12 protein-coding genes are annotated in these 16,576 nt (G+C 69.2%); 5 read left to right on the top strand and 7 right to left on the bottom strand.

All coding sequences use genetic code 11. From position 1 onward, the window contains the following. Positions 1–521: 521 nt before the first annotated feature. The 4 genes from DIE03_RS05805 (at position 522) to DIE03_RS05790 (ending at position 6,519) form a co-directional block, all read left to right on the top strand. Complete coding sequence (locus DIE03_RS05805) at positions 522–2,411, top strand: protease modulator HflK (RefSeq protein ID WP_124448372.1); 1,890 nt, start codon at positions 522–524, stop codon at positions 2,409–2,411. A 93-nt stretch (positions 2,412–2,504) separates the two neighbouring features. Continuing rightward, the gene (gene hflC, locus DIE03_RS05800; protein WP_124448370.1) at positions 2,505–3,542 is read left to right on the top strand and encodes a protease modulator HflC; all 1,038 of its coding nucleotides are present in this window, start codon (positions 2,505–2,507) and stop codon (positions 3,540–3,542) included. Further along, positions 3,539–4,582 carry an SPFH domain-containing protein gene (locus DIE03_RS05795; protein WP_124448368.1) on the top strand — a complete coding sequence of 348 codons (1,044 nt, stop codon included), beginning with the start codon at positions 3,539–3,541 and terminating at the stop codon, positions 4,580–4,582. Before hflC ends, DIE03_RS05795 begins: the two co-directional genes overlap by 4 nt. Next, positions 4,579–6,519, top strand: coding sequence for a cation-translocating P-type ATPase (locus tag DIE03_RS05790; protein WP_124448366.1), 1,941 nt, complete (start codon positions 4,579–4,581; stop codon positions 6,517–6,519). Before DIE03_RS05795 ends, DIE03_RS05790 begins: the two co-directional genes overlap by 4 nt. Positions 6,520–6,546: 27 nt before the next feature. Here DIE03_RS05790 and DIE03_RS05785 read toward each other — a convergent pair whose 3' ends face one another. The 5 genes from DIE03_RS05785 to DIE03_RS05765 all read right to left on the bottom strand — a co-directional run bounded on the left by DIE03_RS05785 (position 6,547) and on the right by DIE03_RS05765 (position 11,452). Beyond that, positions 6,547–7,503, bottom strand: coding sequence for a transporter (locus DIE03_RS05785; protein ID WP_124448364.1), 957 nt, complete (start codon positions 7,501–7,503; stop codon positions 6,547–6,549). A 36-nt stretch (positions 7,504–7,539) separates the two neighbouring features. Next, complete coding sequence (locus DIE03_RS05780) at positions 7,540–8,067, bottom strand: flavin reductase family protein (protein ID WP_124448362.1); 528 nt, start codon at positions 8,065–8,067, stop codon at positions 7,540–7,542. Between the two features lie 5 nt (positions 8,068–8,072). Then, positions 8,073–9,311, bottom strand: a complete 1,239-nt coding sequence (locus tag DIE03_RS05775) for a styrene monooxygenase/indole monooxygenase family protein (RefSeq protein ID WP_124448360.1) — start codon at positions 9,309–9,311, stop codon at positions 8,073–8,075. 64 nt (positions 9,312–9,375) lie between these two features. Then, positions 9,376–10,164 carry an SDR family oxidoreductase gene (locus DIE03_RS05770; protein WP_124448359.1) on the bottom strand — a complete coding sequence of 263 codons (789 nt, stop codon included), beginning with the start codon at positions 10,162–10,164 and terminating at the stop codon, positions 9,376–9,378. 40 nt (positions 10,165–10,204) lie between these two features. Continuing rightward, positions 10,205–11,452, bottom strand: coding sequence for a dienelactone hydrolase family protein (locus tag DIE03_RS05765; RefSeq protein ID WP_124448357.1), 1,248 nt, complete (start codon positions 11,450–11,452; stop codon positions 10,205–10,207). A gap of 352 nt (positions 11,453–11,804) precedes the next feature. Between DIE03_RS05765 and DIE03_RS05760 the strand changes: the two genes are divergently transcribed. Further along, positions 11,805–12,830, top strand: a complete 1,026-nt coding sequence (locus tag DIE03_RS05760; RefSeq protein WP_124448355.1) for an AraC family transcriptional regulator — start codon at positions 11,805–11,807, stop codon at positions 12,828–12,830. An 81-nt stretch (positions 12,831–12,911) separates the two neighbouring features. On the opposite strand, the gene DIE03_RS05755 is transcribed toward DIE03_RS05760, so the two are convergent. Both DIE03_RS05755 and DIE03_RS05750 read right to left on the bottom strand, forming a co-directional pair. Continuing rightward, positions 12,912–15,404: a xanthine dehydrogenase family protein molybdopterin-binding subunit gene (locus DIE03_RS05755; protein ID WP_124448353.1), complete on the bottom strand. Its 2,493-nt coding sequence runs from the start codon at positions 15,402–15,404 to the stop codon at positions 12,912–12,914. A gap of 21 nt (positions 15,405–15,425) precedes the next feature. After that, complete coding sequence (locus DIE03_RS05750; protein WP_124448351.1) at positions 15,426–15,884, bottom strand: (2Fe-2S)-binding protein; 459 nt, start codon at positions 15,882–15,884, stop codon at positions 15,426–15,428. Positions 15,885–16,576 lie beyond the last annotated feature (692 nt).

Genomic DNA, 16,576 nt, shown 5'->3' with positions numbered 1-16,576 from the left:
CGACCATAGCGGCGTCAATGCATCCTGGACCCATGGTCGGCCATGGAACAAGCCGTAGTCCACCGCCTTGCCGGCTGCCCCCTACTGCTAACCCGTGAAGCGGCGCTGCCGGCATCGCGCGGCACGATCGAACGCGATGTCGCAGGGATGAGCCCGCCGCCGTCGAGTCAATGCATCTTCGAATACCGGTTCGGACGTCTGCGTGCGCTATCCGGCGCGACGCAAAGACGATCCGATAGCCACGTTCGCGCCGGTGGCGCGGCAGGTCGCGATCCCCGAACCCGATCGCGCCCGGTTTTCCCTCCGCGAATCGCGGATACCCATCACCTTGACGACAGGACCGACGCGCCGCCGGCTCCGACATTGCGACGCGCGCGGCCCATCCGGTCCGCGCGACCGTTTCCTCCCTCGCGTCAATCGCATCGATGCCTTGAGTTTCATCATCCGCCGCGCTACATTGCCGCTCGCAGAATTCCGCGCGGGCACCTGCGCATCCTGTAACGCGTACGTAAGGAACCCCGATGGGGCAACAGCCGGAAGGCCACGACGACATTCCCGACAGCCCGGCCGGCAGTGACGCCCTCGCGCCGGTTGCAGGGGCCGCCGCGTTGCTGGCCGTCACGCTCGGCACGCTGAGCGCAGTCGACTTCCTGCCGGTCGACCTGCGCTGGTGCGCACCGCTCGCCAGCGCATGGTGCAACGTGCTCGTCGTCGCGATCGGCGTGCTGCTCGCCGGTCGCGCGCGCCGCGACCTGCCGCAGGGCCTGCTCGCCGACTGGCTGCGCAGCGCATTCCGTCGCAAGCAGGAGCAGGAGCCGGAGCAAGCCGACAATCCTTGGCCGGCCATTGCCGCCGCGATCGACTGGCGGCCGTGGGCCGTCACCGCGGGTGCCATGCTTTCCGTCGCGATGGCCGCGCTCGCGTGGCAACCGCCGTCGCCGGTGATGCTGATCCGCGCGATGGCCGCACCCGAACCCACGCTCGCGGTCGGCGCCGCCTGCCTGGTGCTCGCGTTTCTTACACTCGTCACCGAACGTCACCACGCGGCCGCCGCGGATCGCTCGGCCGTGTCCGCATCGCTCACGCGGATGCTGCGCGTGGCGCTCGTCACCGCGCTCGCGGGCGTGCTGGCCGCCGCATGGTTCGCATTCCGGCATCGCACGGCCGATTGGCTCGTGCATGCGGCCGCGCTGCTCAACGCCGCCGTAGCGGCCGAATTGGCCGTTCGCGGCGTGCTGTCGTGGTTTGCGGGGCCGCGCGGCGCCGTCGTGCCGACCAGCGCGATTGCCGGCCTGCTGAGCCGGCGCCCGTCGCCGTTCGCGTCGCTCGGCGCCGAGCTGCGGCATCGCTACGGCATCGATTTACGGCAGAGCTGGGGATGGCGCAGCTTTGTGCGGCTGCTGCCGGGTGCGCTCGGCGCGACCGTCGCCGCTGCGTGGCTGCTCACGGCCGTCGTCGTGCTGAGCCCCGAACAGCGCGCGGTCTATGAACGTTTCGGCGCGCCGGTCGCCGTCTGGCAGCCGGGGCTGCACATCGGGCTGCCCTGGCCGTTCGGGCGCGCGCGCATCGTCGACAACGGCGCCGTGCACCAGGTCGCGATCGCGGGCAACGCGAACGACGGCGGCGCCGACACGCGTGCCGCGCCGGCCGACGGCCCGACACCCGAAGCCATCAACCGCCTGTGGGATACCCCGCATCCGCAGGAAACCACCCAGGTGATCGCCGGCGCGAACGGCGATCGCCAGAACTTCCAGATCGTCAACGCCGACGTGCGGGTCGATTATCGTCTCGGGCCGACCGACGCCGACGCCCGCGCGGCGCTCTATCGCACGATCGATCCGGAAAGCACGGTGCGCGTGAACGCGAATCGCGAACTGGTCCACTACCTCGCGTCGCATACGCTCGAATCGCTGCTCGAAACCGATCAGGCCGCGATGGCCGATCAGTTGAAGCGCGCCATCCAGCAGCAGCTCGACCGCCTGCAGAGCGGGGTCGACGTGATCGCGGTCGTGATCGAGAGCGTGCACCCGCCGACCGGCGCGGCGGCCGCCTTTCACGACGTGCAGGCCGCGCAGATCCGCGCGCAGGGCAGTGTCGCGCAGGCGCGCGGCTTCGCGGCCGGCCTGCTCGGCAACGCACGGCAGCAGGCGCTCGCGCGGATCGCACAGGCCGAAGCGCAGGCGGGCGACACGCTGTCGTCGGCACGCGTGCAACAGATCGATTTCGATGCCGACCTGGTCGCGTACCGGCTCGGCGGCCCCGCGTTTCCATTCGAGTATTACCTTGACCGGCTGCAACGCGGGCTGCGCAACGCACGCATGACGATCATCGACGACCGGCTGGCCGACGGCACGCGGGCAACCGTCGATCTGCGCAACACTCCCGCCGGCGATCTGGCCGGCATTCATTGACATGACGCGGCGCGTTCCGCGCGGGCGGCGCACCACGGCGGCAGCGCGTGCCGCCGCGCCGCACGCGGGCGACACCGCATCCGGGGCGACATCGTGAGTCTGTTTCATTCGCACGCGCATGATCATGCGCACCACGGCCATGGCCACGACCACCATGCGCATCACGGCACACCGCAGCCGTCCGGCGCCTTCCGCCTGCGCGTCGCCGTCGCGCTGCTGTGCGTGCTCGTCGCGCTCGCGGTCGCGAGCTTCGTGCAGGTGCGCGCCGGCGAGGCCTCGGTGATCACGCGTTTCGGGCGTCCCGTGCGCGTGCTGCTCGAACCGGGGCTCGCGTGGCGCCTGCCGGCGCCGATCGACGCGGTGACGCCGGTCGACCTGCGCCTGCACACGACGTCGAGCGGCCTGCAGGACGTCGGCACGCGCGACGGGCTGCGCATCATCGTCGAGGCGTACGTCGCGTGGCGCGTGCCGGCCGACGCGCGCGACATCGGGCGCTTCATGCGCGCGGTCGGCAACGAGCCGGACGAAGCGGCGCGGCAGATCCGCTCGCTCGTCGGTTCCGCGCTGCAGACGACGTCCGCCGGGTACGACCTCGCGTCGCTGGTCAACACCGATCCGTCCCGGGTGAAGACCGGCGAATTCGAGGACACGCTGCGCCGGCAGATCGATGCGCAGCTCTATGCGGCCTATGGCGTGCGCGTGGCCCAGGTCGGGCTCGAGCGGCTCACGCTGCCGGCCGTCACGCTCGCCGCGACCGTCGAGCGAATGAGCGCGGAACGCGAAACGGTGGCCGCGCAGCGCACCGCGGACGGCAATCGCGAAGCCGCGCAGATCCGCTCGGACGCCGAGCGCGACGCGCGCATCGCGCTGGCCGATGCGAACGTCAAGGCGGCCGGCATCGAGGCGCAATCGCGCAAGGACGCGGCCGACATCTACGGCAAGAGCTATGCGGGCAACCCGCACCTGTACACGATGCTGCGCTCGCTCGACACGCTGAACACGGTGGTCGGCACCAATACGAACCTGATCCTGCGCACCGATGCCGCGCCGTTCCGCGTGCTCGTGCAGGGCCCGGCCGATGCGGCGGCGCAGGCTGCGCCGGCGTCGAAGCCGCGCAAGGCGGCCCGATGAGTGCACAGCCTGTCCCGCCGCTCGGGCCCGGCGCACAGGCCGTGCGCCTGTCGTTCTGGTTCGTCGCCGCGGTCGCGGTGCTGGCCGCGTGCGCATGGGCCGGCTCGAACATCCGGCGGATTCCGGCGGACAGCCGCGCGGTCGTGATGCGCTTCGGCGCACTCGTGCGCACGCAGGACGCCGGGCTCGTGATCGCGTGGCCGCAGCCGTTCGAATCGGTCCTGCTCGTGCCGGGCGCCGCGCGCGTGCTCGAACGGCGGATCCGCTCGCTCGATCGCGATCCGCGGGCGCTCGCGCCGTCCGCGCAGGGCGTCGCGCGGCTGCCCGACGCGCTGGCCGGTTCCGGCTACGTGATGACCGGCGATGGCGGTGCCGTCGCGTTGAGCGCGGTGCTCTATTACCGGGTCAGCGATCCGTATGCCTACGTGCTGCAGCAGGACCGCCTCGACGCCGCGCTCGAGCGGATCGTGTCCGCGTCGGCCGTCGAGGTCGCGGCGACCCGCGATCTCGATGCGATCCTGGTCGCGCGCCCCGAGCAACTGGCCGCGGACCGGCAGATGGCGGCCCGCCGGGAACGGCTGCGCGGCGACCTCGCCGACGCCGTCGCACGGCACCTGCGCGCGCTGGACGCGGCGCACGCGGGGCTCGGCGTCGAAGTCGCCCGCGTCGACGTGCAGCCGGCGTTTCCCGGCGCGGCGGCCGATGCGTTCAACGCGGTGCTGACGTCGCTGCAACTCGTCGAACGGACCATCGCGGAAGCACGCACCGCCGCCGAACAGCGGCGGCAGGACGCGCAGCAGGACGCCGACCGGATCGTCCAGGACGCGCAGGCACGCGCGACCGAACGCGTCGCGACCGCGCAGACCGACACGCTGGAAATCCGGCAGCTCGACGCGACGGCGCGCGAGAACGGCGACCCGGGGCTGCTGGCGCGGCTCTATCGCGATCGCGTGCAGCGTGTGCTGTCGAAAGCCGGGCGCGTGACGACGATCGATCCGCACGACACCTCGAACCTGATCCTGCCCGGGAGCGCCCGATGAATACGCTCGCCGAACCGGCTGCCGCGCCGGAACCCGCGCCGTCGGCGACGGCTTACGCGCTGTCCGCCGACGAACGTCGCACGATCACGCGGCAGATCGCGCTGGCGCTGCTCGCAGGCGGGCTGCTGGTGCTGTCGTTCGCGTGGCGCGCGCTGTCGCCCGGCGGCGACACGCTCGCGCAGCTGCTGGCCGCGCTCGCGTCGCTGATCGTCGCAGGGCCCGTGTTCGCGAGCGCGTGGCACAGCCTGCGCGCGCCGAGCCTGCACGGCGTGACCGACCGCCTGATCGCGCTCGCGATGCTGGCGGCGTGGGCCATCGGCGACATGACGACGGCCGCGCTGCTGCCGATCGTGATGACGTTCGGCCATGCGCTCGAGGAGCGCAGCGTGCTCGGCTCGCAGGAAGCGATCCGCGCGCTCGGTCGCCTGACGGCCGGCCGCGTGCGCCGCATCGGCGCCGACGGCAGCGTCGCCGAAGTCGCGTACGACGCGCTGCACGCGGGCGACTGCATCGAGGTGGTCGCCGGCGCGCGCATTCCGGTCGACGGCATCGTGACGGCCGGTGCGTCGAGCGTCGACAACGGACCGATCACCGGCGAATCCGTGCCGCTCGACGTCGACGCCGGCAGCGCTGTCTACGGCGGCGCGCTGAATCTCGACGGCGTGTTGCGGATCGAGGTCACGCACACCGGCAAGGATTCGACGCTCGGCAAGATCATCGCGCTGATGCAGCACGCGGAACAGGCGAAGCCGCCCGTCACGCAGGTGCTCGAGCGGCACATGGGCGCGTATCTCGCGCTCGTGCTGCTGATCGCGGCGATCGTGTGGTTCACGTCGGCGAACGCAGCGGCGATGCTCGCGGTGATCGTGGCCGCATGCCCGTGCGCGCTGGTGCTCGCCGCGCCGTCCACGGCCATCGCCGGCATCGCCGTCGGCGCGCGGCACGGGATCCTGTTTCGCAATGCCGCGTTCCTCGACAAGATCGCCGAGGTCGACGCGCTCGTGATCGACAAGACGGGCACGCTCACCCGCGGCGAACTGCAGGTCCGGCAGGTGTGGCTGCAACCGGGTGTCGACGGAACGCACGCGCGCACGCTGGCCGCCCGGCTCGGCGAGGGCAGCGCGCATCCGGCGAGCCGCGCGCTCGTACGCGATGCCGTCGCATCCGGCCTCGTGGGCGCGGCCGTTGCACCGTTCGAACGCACGCGGGAGTTGCGCGGGCTCGGCGTCGTCGCCGATACGCCGGACGGCACGGCCGTACTCGGCCGGCCCGCGCTGCTGGCCGATCATGCCGGCGCGTTGCCGCCGCCGCCCGAGGGTTTCGACGGGCCGCTCGTCGGCCTCGTGCTCGACGGGCGGCTGCTCGCCTGGTTCGGTTTCGCCGACACGCTGCGGCCCGACGCGCACGAGGCGCTCGCGGAGCTGCGTGCGCTCGGCCTCGCGCGCCAGACGCTGCTGACGGGCGACCGCGAGCCCGTCGCGCGCAAGGTCGCCGCCGAGACCGGCATCGATACGGTGGTCGCGCAGGCGCTCCCGCACGACAAGCTCGATTACGTGATGCGCGAGATTGGCGCCGGCCTGCATCCGCTCGTCGTCGGCGACGGGCTCAATGACGTGCTGGCGATCAAGGCCGGCTCGACCAGCATCGCGATGGGCGAACGCGGTGTCGACATCGCGATCGCGTCGGCCGACGTCGTGCTGCTCGGTGACGACCTGAAGCGGATTCCGACCTGCATCCGCCTCGGCCGCCATTGCCGGCGCACGGCGACGACCAACGCGGCGATCGGGCTCGCGTGGACGCTCGCGGTGATCGCGCTGGCCGCGACCGGTGTGCTTGGCGCGGTGTGGGCCGCGATCCTGCACAACGTCGGCACGTTCATCGTGATCGCCAACGCGGGCCGGCTGCTGCGGATCGACGAACCTGTTCGCGCCGCGTGAGCGAACGCGGCGCGCGCCGCCCCCGCATCACTGGAAGTGATGCACGTAGCGCAGCACCATCCGCGTCCCCTGCGGCCGGTTGCGCGCATGGGTCTCGAAGTACGTGTTGAACAACAGGTGGTCGTGCGGCGAGAAGCTATACATGGCGCCCGGCCCGATCGCGAACACGGCCTCCCGCGTGCCGGGCACGTCCTGCCCGTTCTCCTTCATGTCGGTGGTCTGGCGCAGCCAGTAGCCGTTGAGCCCCAGGCGCAGGCCCGGGCGCACTTCGTACTCGGTCGCGAAGTTCACGTGGATCGCCTGGCCGGCCTGCGTCGACGTCACGTCGGGGCCGAGCGACGTGGCCGGCCGATGGTTGGTCGCGTTCCACAGATAGTGCAGCCTCCACGACACGGTCCATTTCGGCGTGAGCCACAGCGTCGCCGCCCAGTACGGGTCGAACGACCAGAAATGACTGCCCGGATTGATCGCGCGCGACGGATCGTACGCGCCGGTCGGCGCGATGAACTGGAATTCCACGCGCTGCGCGAAGCGCGGGCCCTGCGCACCCATCACCGGGTCGAACTGGATGAACGGGCCGATCAACAGGTCGCCGAACCCGGCGCGCGCATTCAGCGCGACGTTGCCGATGCCGTCGTCGGTCCGCGCGGACGCGATCCACGGCAGGATCACGTCGAGGCCCGGATGCATGCCCGCGAACGTCAGCGGCGACTGATAGACGAGCTGGCTCAGCCCCGCGAACAGGTCGATGTCCTGCTTCGGCAGCCCGACCTTGTTGCCCGCATTGTCGTTGACGCGGCCGGCCGTGTAGTACTGCAGGTACTGCGTGCCGTACCAGCCGGAGCCGGCCGGCGGCATCCCGTCGAGGAAACTGGTCATGCCGAGGTTGACCGGCGGCAGGTCGGCCGCATGGGCCGGCGCGCTTCCGGCGATGCCGGCGAGCGCGAGGCCTGCGACGACGAGCAGGCGAGAGCCGAGTTTCATGTTCACCACCTCCTGGTTATTTATCTGTATAACTAATCAAATGGCACGTAAAAGATCGGGATGATCGGCGATCGCACGATACTGGCCGGCATGGAACACGAGCGGCGCCTTGTCGTAGGTGTCGAACTGCTCGATCTCGCCGATGAAGAGCAGGTGATCGCCGCCTTCGTAGTGACCGACGTTGCGGCACACGAAGCGCGCGCTCGCGCCGTCGAGGCAGGGCACGCCGCCGCGATCCGATTCGACGTGCAGCACGCCGTCGAACTTGTCGGCGCTGGGCGTCGCGAAGCGGCGCGACAGGTCGATCTGGTCGTGCGCGAGGATGTTGATCGCGAAGTGGGTGGCCGCGATGAAATCCGGCCGGCTCGGCGCGACCTTGCGAAGACTCCACAGCACGAGCGGCGGGTCGAGCGACAGCGACGAGAACGAATTGGCGGTGAGGCCCACCTTGCGACCGTCGGCCGCGCAGGTGGTGATCACGGTGACGCCGGTCGGGAACTGCCCGAACGCGTCGCGCAATTGCATCGGGTCGATGGCAGGACGGTCGGTCATGATCGTTTCCATGTCGGTCACGCCGCCCGCACGCTGTGCTCGCGGATCATCGCCGCGCAGGCCGACGGCTCGAACCACCACGGCGAGAACCGGCGCGGATCGTCGAAGCCGTCGACGATCGCCGCGGCGAGCGACGGCAGCTGGCCGGCCGCGCCGAGCAGTTCGAGGATGTGCGGCGGCGGCGGCGTGAGCAGCGAGTTGGTCCAGCGCACCACATGCTGCGCGTAGGCCCAGTAGCCTTCGAACGTCTGCTGCATCCAGTCTTCGCCGAAGGGCGCGGTTTCGCGCGCGACGATCGCGTCGAAATACGCCTTCGCGCACTTCGCGGCGTTGTTCGATCCCTGGCCCGTGATCGGATCGTTGACGACCACCGCATCGGCCATCCCGAACACCGTGCGGCCCGACGGCAACCGGAAGAACGGCTTGCGCACCGTCGGCGCGAAGCGCCCGGCCAGCGTGCCGTTCGAATCGGTCAGCTCGACGTCGCGGCAGCGCTCGAATTCCCACGGCACGTATTGCCGCAGGAACGACAGGCTGCGGTCCAGATGCTGCTCGGGCGTCTTCACGTCGGCCCAGCAGTCGAGCGGGCCGCCCGGAATGCCTTCGAACACCATGATTTCGCACGGGCCCGTCGTGGTCAGCGCGGGGAACACGAAGTATTCGCCGATGCCGGGCAGCAGGTTGAAGCGCACGCGCGAATACGGCTGGCTCGGCGTCATGCCCTTCACGTAGGTGAGCGCCAGCGCGCGTTGCGGGCGGTCGAACGCGCTGCGCGCGTCGTCGCGGCCGAGCAGGTTGACGATGTCGCCCTTGCCGGCCGCGAGCAGCACGAGATCGTGACTGCGCGCCAGTTCCTCGAGCTCGGGTACGCCGACATCGCCGATGCGCACGTCCGCGCCGCGGCGCCGGACGCCGTCGAGCCAGTCGGCCATCTTCACGCGCTGATCGACCGATTGCGCATAGCGCGTCAGCCGCGACGACCAGTCGATCGCCTTGCGGCCGTTGCCGTCCGGATGCGGCACCGCGACGCCGATCCCCTCGACGGACGGGCACGCTTCCTCCCATGCATTCAGGCCGAGGTCGCGCTCGATCTGCAGCGCGGTATGGAACATGCACTGGCTCGACATGACCTTGCCCGTGCGGATCTGCTCCGCGTCGCGGTTGGTCGAGAGCGTGACGTGATAGCCCTGGTCGAGCAGGGCGAAGGCGAGTTGCAGGCCGGACTGGCCGGCGCCGACGATAGCGATGCGTCTCATGGAAATGTCCTTGGTTGGCCGCGTGGCGGCCGGAATGATTGCGTGAAGGGGCGACGCGAAACGGTCACTCCGCCAGACGCGGAATGGCCGGCAGCGCCTGTTCGGGGCCCATCGCGGCGTAGCCGCCGTCCACTGCGTAATCGGCGCCGGTCACGAAGCTCGCAGCGTCGCTGCACAGGAACGTCACGACCTGCGCGACCTCGGACGGATCGCCGACGCGGCCGAGCAGGTGGAACGGCGCGGCGACCCGGTCGGTCTTCGCACGGTCGCCGTGCGTCATCTCGTCCATCACGCGCGACCACGTCCACCCCGGCGACACCGAGTTGACGCGAATGCGATCGGGCGCGAGATCCATCGCCATGCTGCGCGTGAGCTGGCGGATCGCGGCCTTGGACGTCGGATACAGCCAGCGGCCGGTTTGCGCGCACTGCGCGGAGATCGAGCTGAAGTTCACGATCGCGCCGCCGCCGCGCCGTGCCATGTGCGGATGCACGGCCTTCGCGAGCATCGCGGCGGACACAACGTTGACGTCCATCGCGGCGAGCCAGTCGTTGCGGGTTGCGTGGATGCCGTTGTCGACGTAGCTGCACGCGAGGTTGACGAGCACGTCGATCGCAGCGAAGCGTTCGACGATCGCCGCGATCGCGCGCTCGATCGCGCGGTCGTCTGTGATGTCGAGCGCGACGAACAGCGCACGTTCGCCGAGCGAATCGGCCACGCGTGCGCCGTTCTGCGCATCGAGATCGAGGATCGCGACGTGCGCGCCGGCGCGGATCAGGTCCTGCGCGACCGCGGCGCCGATCAGCGTGGCGCCGCCGGTGACGATCGCGACTTTGCCTGCAAGGGCGGTCATGGGGTGTCTCCCGGAATCGTTGAGTGAGGGAAGGGGCGCGTCAGCGCGCACCCGGCGACGGCTCGCTGTCGTGCCAGCGGCGCATCAGGCCGTTCGACGGCACGGTTTCGTCGAGCAGCTTGCGGGCCGTGTCGACGCCGGCTACCGGCAGCCCGGCCGGATCGAGCAGGCCGACCTGCACGAGCACGCTCGCCTGGTCCCAGTAGATATGCTCGTGATACAGCTTGTCGCCGCGAAACTTGACGATCGCGACGAGCGGGATCTCGACCCGCTTGCCGGTCGGCGCGACGCCCGGCAGCATCCAGTCGATCTCGGTGGTGTGCGTGAAGCAGAACAGCAGTTCGTCGACGATCTGGCTCGCACCGATCGTGCGCGAGATCGGCGTGATCGTCGTGTCGGGCGGGTTCGCATGCACGAAGTGATGCGTATAGAAGCGCTTCAGCTCGTCGTGGCCGACGCCGCCCGTCAGCGTCGGAATATGGTTGACGTACGGCTCGGCGACCATCGTGGCCATCGTCGCGTCGACGTTGCGCGTGTCGAATTCGTGCTTCAGATGGGCTTCCCACAGTGCGGACAGGTCGTAGTGCGGGCCGAGCGCGGCGCGGAATGCGGCGATCGCGCGCTGGTGCGCCATGATCGCGGCGGCCTTGTCGAAATGATCGCCGCCGGCGCGGGCGAATGCGTGATCGACGCCCGGATACACGTATACCTCGACGCCGTCGCGCGCGGACAGCGCGTCGGCGATGCGCTGCTGCGCGTCGGGCGGGCAGAAGCGGTCTTGCCCCGCGATCTGCAGCACGAGCCGCCCGCGCAAGTGGGCCGCCTCGTCCAGCGCGTGCTCGATGCCGACGCCGTAGTAGCTGACCGCCGCGGCCACGTCCGGCAGCCGGCACGCGGCGAGATACGCGAGCTTGCCGCCGAGGCAGTAGCCGAGCACGCCGGCTTCGCCCGTGCATTCCGGCCGCTGCCTGAGCGCGTTCAGCGCGACGCGGACGTCCTCGACGCCCTTGTCCTCGTCGTATTCGCGATAAAGGGCCATCGCGCGCTCGGAATCGGCGGCCGTATAGCCCAGCTCGACTCCCGGCGACTGACGCCAGAACAGGTCGGGCACGAGCACCGTATAGCCTTCCTCCGCGTAGTAGTCGGCCGTTTCGCGCATCGTCGCATTCGCGCCGAAGATCTCGTGACAGAGCACGATGCCCGGCCCCGTGCCGCCGGCCGGCGTGCTCAGGTACGCGCGGAACGCGCCGCCGTCCGGCGACGGAATCTCGATGTGACGTCCTTTCATGTGTCCCTCCAGTCGGTTCATCTCTGTGACGGGCCCAGTATTGGCAGCCGAAAAGCACGCTTCTATCCGCTTTCTTCGGCCGGTATCCGCGAATTCCGGAAACCTGTTGCACCGGCCGCCGCGCGTGGGCAGGCGCGCGGCTGACTGCGGGTATGTGCGGATGCGGAAGGCCCGCACAGTTTTCTACGATGCGCGAACGGTCCGCTTCTTGCGTCGTTTGCGCGGGACTTGCGTGTTTTGAGGGGCAGACTGTCCGGATACTCCGGGCGCTGTCCGGATCGTGCAGAGGATTCCCCAATACCGGGAACGCATGCACGGCGCGAGTGCGATCGAGCATGACGGGAGAACTTCGATGGCGCAATTTTCCGAAACCGGCTGGCTGGCCGACGCCGCCTGTTTCAATCACGACACGCTGCTGCTGGAGTCGAACGACGTCGACGAGGTGCGCGCGCGCGTTGCCGACGTGTTCAAGCCGCACCGCCTGACGCCGACCGGCGAATCGCGTGCGCTGCACAGCTGCATGCATCACGCGCGCTGGGGCAACCTGTCGCTGAACCTGCTCGATTACGGCGGCGGCGTCAGCATCGAGCCGGGGCCGCTCGAACACTTCTTCCTGTTGCAGATCCCGCTGCGCGGCGACGCCGAGATCGAATGCGGCTCGACGCGCTTCGTGTCGTCGCCCGGCACCGCGTCGCTGATCTCGCCGACGCTGCCGCTGAAGATGCAGTGGGGCGATGCATGCCCGCAGGTGATCCTGCGCATCGAGCGCGAAATGATGGAGCGGCATGCGCAACGGCATTTCGGCGATGACCGGCGTGCGCCGGTCGAATTCGAGCCGGCGTTCAGCCTGTCGTCGCCGCAAGGGACGTGTCTGGCGCAGCTGTTGCCGGTCCTCGCCGGCGCGATCTCGACGGATGCGCATCCGCTGCGCCATCCGCTCGCATTCGAGCAGCTCGAATCGACGCTGCTCAACCTGCTGCTGCACGGCCACCCGAACAGCGCGCGCAACGGCACGCGGCACTTGCCGGTGGTGCTCGCGCCGTTCTACGTGCGACGCGTCGAGGAATACATCCGCGCGCATCTCGACGAGCCGCTGACGATCGAACGGCTTGCCGAACTCGCCGGCGTCAGCCCGAGTACGCTGTTCGCCGGTTTTCGCAATCGTCACGGGATCACGCCGATGGGCTTCGTGCGGCAGTTGCGGCTGCAACATGTGCGCGAGGAATTGCTGGCCGACGCGACGCCGGGGCTCGCGTCGGTGACGGATGTCGCGCTGAAATGGGGTTTCGCGCACCTCGGGCGGTTCGCGATCGAGTACAAGCGGGCGTTCGGCGAATCGCCGTCGGCGACGCTGAGGATGCGGCGCGGGCGGGGGTGAACGCCACGGCGGGACATCGTGCCCGCCGTGGCGATGGTCGCCGGCCCGTGCCGGCGGCCGACGCTTGCCGGATCGTCTACGTCACACCGTGCCTTTCTTCAGATCATCGATGCACGGGATGCCGGCGCGCCGTTTCGGCCGCAGGAATTTCGGCACCGCGCTCGCCTGGCCGACGCCTGCGTGGCTCTGGTCGGCCCTGGGCTTCAACGCGGCCCGCTTGACCTTGTGCGGAATCCGGCAGCCGCCGGCCGGCAGGTCGCCGTACGGATCCTCGTCGGCAGCGGCTGCGGGGGCCGGCGACATCGCGGGGGCGGCCGCTGCGACCAGCATCGGCGCGAACGGCAACGCATGCAGCCGCTCGCCGGTCAGGACGAACGCACCGTTGGCCACCGCCGGCGCGATCGGCGGCACGCCGGCGTCGCTCAAGCCGGTCGGCTGGGCATCCGACGGAACGAAGAAGACATCCACCGGCGGCGCTTCATGCATGCGCACGGGCGGATAGTCGGCGAAACCGGCGTTGCGGACCGCGCCGTGGTCAATGTCGATCGCGAAGCCCGGCTTCGTCGTCGCGAGGCCGAACAGCGCGCCGCCCTGGATCTGCGCTTCCGCGCCGGTCGGGTTGACGATGCGGCCCGCATACACGCCGGCCGTCACGCGATGCACGCGCGGCTGCTGCGCGTCGATCGACACTTCCGTCACGTACGCGACGACCGAGCCGGCCGTTTCGTGCATCGCGACGCCCCACGCGTGCCCGGCCGGCAGCGTGCGCGTGCCGTAGCCCGACTTGTCGACGGCCAGCGCGAGCGCCTGGCGATGGGGCGTGTGCTCGGGCCCGGCCAGCCGCGCCATCCGGTAGGCGACCGGATCCTGCCGCGCCGAGTGCGCGAGTTCGTCGACCAGCGTTTCCATCACGAACGCCGTATGCGTATGGCCGCCCGAGCGCCACGACTGGACCGGCACGTCGGCGTCGGTCTGATGGACCGATACCTGCATCGGGAAGCCGTACGGGCTGTTCGCCACGCCTTCGGTCAGGCCGGGATCGGTGCCGCGCTTGAGCATCGTCGTGCGCTCGAGCGGCGCGCCCTTCAGCACGGACTGGCCGACGACCACATGCTGCCAGTCGCGCACGGCGCCGCTGCCGTCCACGCCGATGTCGACGCGATGCAGCACCATCGGGCGGTAATAGCCGCCGCGCAGATCGTCCTCGCGCGTCCAGATCGTCTTGACCGGGCCGAGGTGGCCGGCCGCGAGATACGCGGCGGATACGTGGGCGGCTTCGACCACGTAGTCCGACGTCGGCGTCGAGCGCCGGCCATAGTCGCCGCCCGACGTCAGCGTGAAGATCTGGACTTTCTCCGGCGCGACGCCGAGCGCCTTCGCGACCGCCGCGCGGTCGGTCGTCTGCAGCGACGAGCCGCCCCAGATCTTGATCCCGCACGCGCAGCTCGCCGGGCCGACGTCGACCGTGCAGCTGAGCGGCTCCATCGCCGCGTGCGCGAGATACGGAAATTCGTAATCCTTCTTAATTCGCGTGGAAGCCGGCGGCGCGTTGCCGGCGTCGGCCGTGCGCACCACGGTGCCCGGCGTGTCGGCGAGCTGCTTGTACGCCTGCATCTGTTCGGCGGACGTGACGGTCGAGCCGGCGTCCTTCCATGTGACCTTCAACGCATCGCGGCCGAGCTTGGCCGGCCAGTAGCCCTCGGCGATGACCGCGACGCCGGTGCCGCCGCGATCGGTCGGGATCTCGACGACCTCGACCACGCCCTTGACGGCCCGCGCCGCCGCCGCATCGTAGCTCGCGACCTTGCCGCCGAAGCGCGGCGGGCGCGCGACCACGGCCACCATCGTGTCCGGCAGACGCCAGTCCATCCCGTACTTGAGCGTGCCATCGAGCATCGCGCGTGAGTCGAGGCGCGGTGTCGGCTTGCCGATGATGCGGAACTGGTCCGGCGACTTCAACGGCACCTGCTGCGGTACCGGCATCGCCATCGCGTCCGGTGCGAGTTCGCCGTACGTGGCGCGGTAGCTGCCGGACGTCACGACGCCGTTCGCCGTCCGGCACGTGGCGGGATCGACGTTCCAGCGCTGCGCGGCGGCGGCGACGAGCATCGCGCGAGCGGCCGCGCCGAGTTCGCGGTATTGCGCGAACGAATGATTGACCGACGTCGAGCCGGCCGTCATCTGGATGCCCGTCACCGGATCCTTGTACGGCTCGCCGGCCGGCGCGAGCACGGTGCGTACGTTGCGCCAGTCGGCATCGAGTTCGTCGGCCAGCGCCATCGGCAGCGCGGTGCTGACGCCCTGGCCGGATTCCGTCCGGTTGACGGCGACCGTTACGGTGTTGTCCGGCGCAATGATCAGGAATGCTTGAGGAGGAGAGGTCCGGAGGGCCGTGCCGGCTTCGGCCCGGACTCGCGTCGGCGCGATCCCCAGCACGAGGCAGCCGCCCGCTGCGATCGTGAGCTTCAGGAAGCCGCGCCGGCCGGGCATCGGGGCATCGGCTCCGGTGACGGGCAGCGCGTCGCGGTGGGCGGTGTCGGCGCTTGCCGGGCGCCCGAAAGTGCGGATACGCATGGTCGATGTCTCCCGGCAGGCTCAGGCAAGCGCGTGGGCCGCGTCGTGAATCGCGGCACGAATGCGCTGGTAGGTTGCGCAACGGCACAGGTTGCCGGCCATCGCGCGATCGATGTCGGCATCGGTCGGCGCCTTGTTGCCGTGCAGCAGGCCGGCAGCGCTCATCATCTGGCCGCTCTGGCAGTAGCCGCATTGGGCGACGTCGTGCCGGATCCACGCGTCGAGGACGGCCTTGCCGACCGCATCGTCGGCGAGATGTTCGGACGTCGTGATGCGCGCACTCCCGACCGCCGACAGCGCCAGCGTGCAGCTTCGGGCCGGCTGCCCGTCGACATGAACGGTGCAGGCGCCGCAGTCGCCGGTGCCGCATCCGAACTTGGTGCCGGTCAGGCCGAGGTTGTCGCGCAGTACCCAGAGCACCGGTGTCGACGGATCGGCGTCGATCTCGGCCGGCCGGTTGTTGATATTCAGCGTCACCATCGTGAAAGTCTCCCTTGGACACCTCGTTATTGCCCGCGAAGCAGAAAGGCAATGCAGCGGATCTGAATCAATTAAAGCAGATTCCTGAAAAATTCTGCATGGGCGAATTTTAATTTTTTGCCTTTCTTAATGATTTTCGTGATTGATTTAAAGTGAATCGCCTTCATCGTGAACTCGAAGGAATTAATGAAAACGAAAGAATGTTGATATTTGACAAAAGCGTGTCGGACCCATGGAAAACGTTTGCGAGTCAGGCCTATATTTGACTCGCGATCACCCCTGGAGACATGTGGATCGAACGACAGGCGCTGACGAATCGATACCCGGAGCGACTGGCACACGGTTTTTCGGCCGGTCCGGAATCGGTGCTCGATCGTCGTGAAAGCGGGCCCGTGTGGACATCGATTCGGCACGCATGCCGAGCGGCCTGTATAGACAGACGCACCATGACCCGCGGTCGCCGGGGTAATGCCTTTCATTTTAAAAAAACAGCATCTTCCTATCAGGGAGAGATTTACCGGGCAAGGGGGCTTAAAAGTAAAATATGCCGATCACGTAATTCTCGCCAATTAATTTCCGTTTTCCTTCAATCAAGCCGATCAGTTTCTGGCCGGCGACGGGACGATATTTTTCAAAAGCATCGAATAACGCATTCCGGTATTCACGCCCGGCATTCTGATGTGCCGTGGCGA

This window comes from Burkholderia sp. Bp8992 (genome assembly GCF_003853705.1).
Lineage (GTDB): Bacteria > Pseudomonadota > Gammaproteobacteria > Burkholderiales > Burkholderiaceae > Burkholderia.
This window is presented reverse-complemented; position numbering and strand designations above follow the sequence as displayed.

Coding starts and splice junctions, on each gene's coding strand:
- DIE03_RS05805 (WP_124448372.1), top strand. CDS start 522: ATGGGGCAACAGCCGGAAGGCCACGACGACATTCCCGACAGCCCGGCC.
- DIE03_RS05795 (WP_124448368.1), top strand. CDS start 3,539: ATGAGTGCACAGCCTGTCCCGCCGCTCGGGCCCGGCGCACAGGCCGTG.
- DIE03_RS05790 (WP_124448366.1), top strand. CDS start 4,579: ATGAATACGCTCGCCGAACCGGCTGCCGCGCCGGAACCCGCGCCGTCG.
- DIE03_RS05785 (WP_124448364.1), bottom strand. CDS start 7,503: ATGAAACTCGGCTCTCGCCTGCTCGTCGTCGCAGGCCTCGCGCTCGCC.
- DIE03_RS05780 (WP_124448362.1), bottom strand. CDS start 8,067: ATGGAAACGATCATGACCGACCGTCCTGCCATCGACCCGATGCAATTG.
- DIE03_RS05775 (WP_124448360.1), bottom strand. CDS start 9,311: ATGAGACGCATCGCTATCGTCGGCGCCGGCCAGTCCGGCCTGCAACTC.
- DIE03_RS05770 (WP_124448359.1), bottom strand. CDS start 10,164: ATGACCGCCCTTGCAGGCAAAGTCGCGATCGTCACCGGCGGCGCCACG.
- DIE03_RS05765 (WP_124448357.1), bottom strand. CDS start 11,452: ATGAAAGGACGTCACATCGAGATTCCGTCGCCGGACGGCGGCGCGTTC.
- DIE03_RS05760 (WP_124448355.1), top strand. CDS start 11,805: ATGGCGCAATTTTCCGAAACCGGCTGGCTGGCCGACGCCGCCTGTTTC.
- DIE03_RS05755 (WP_124448353.1), bottom strand. CDS start 15,404: ATGCGTATCCGCACTTTCGGGCGCCCGGCAAGCGCCGACACCGCCCAC.
- DIE03_RS05750 (WP_124448351.1), bottom strand. CDS start 15,884: ATGGTGACGCTGAATATCAACAACCGGCCGGCCGAGATCGACGCCGAT.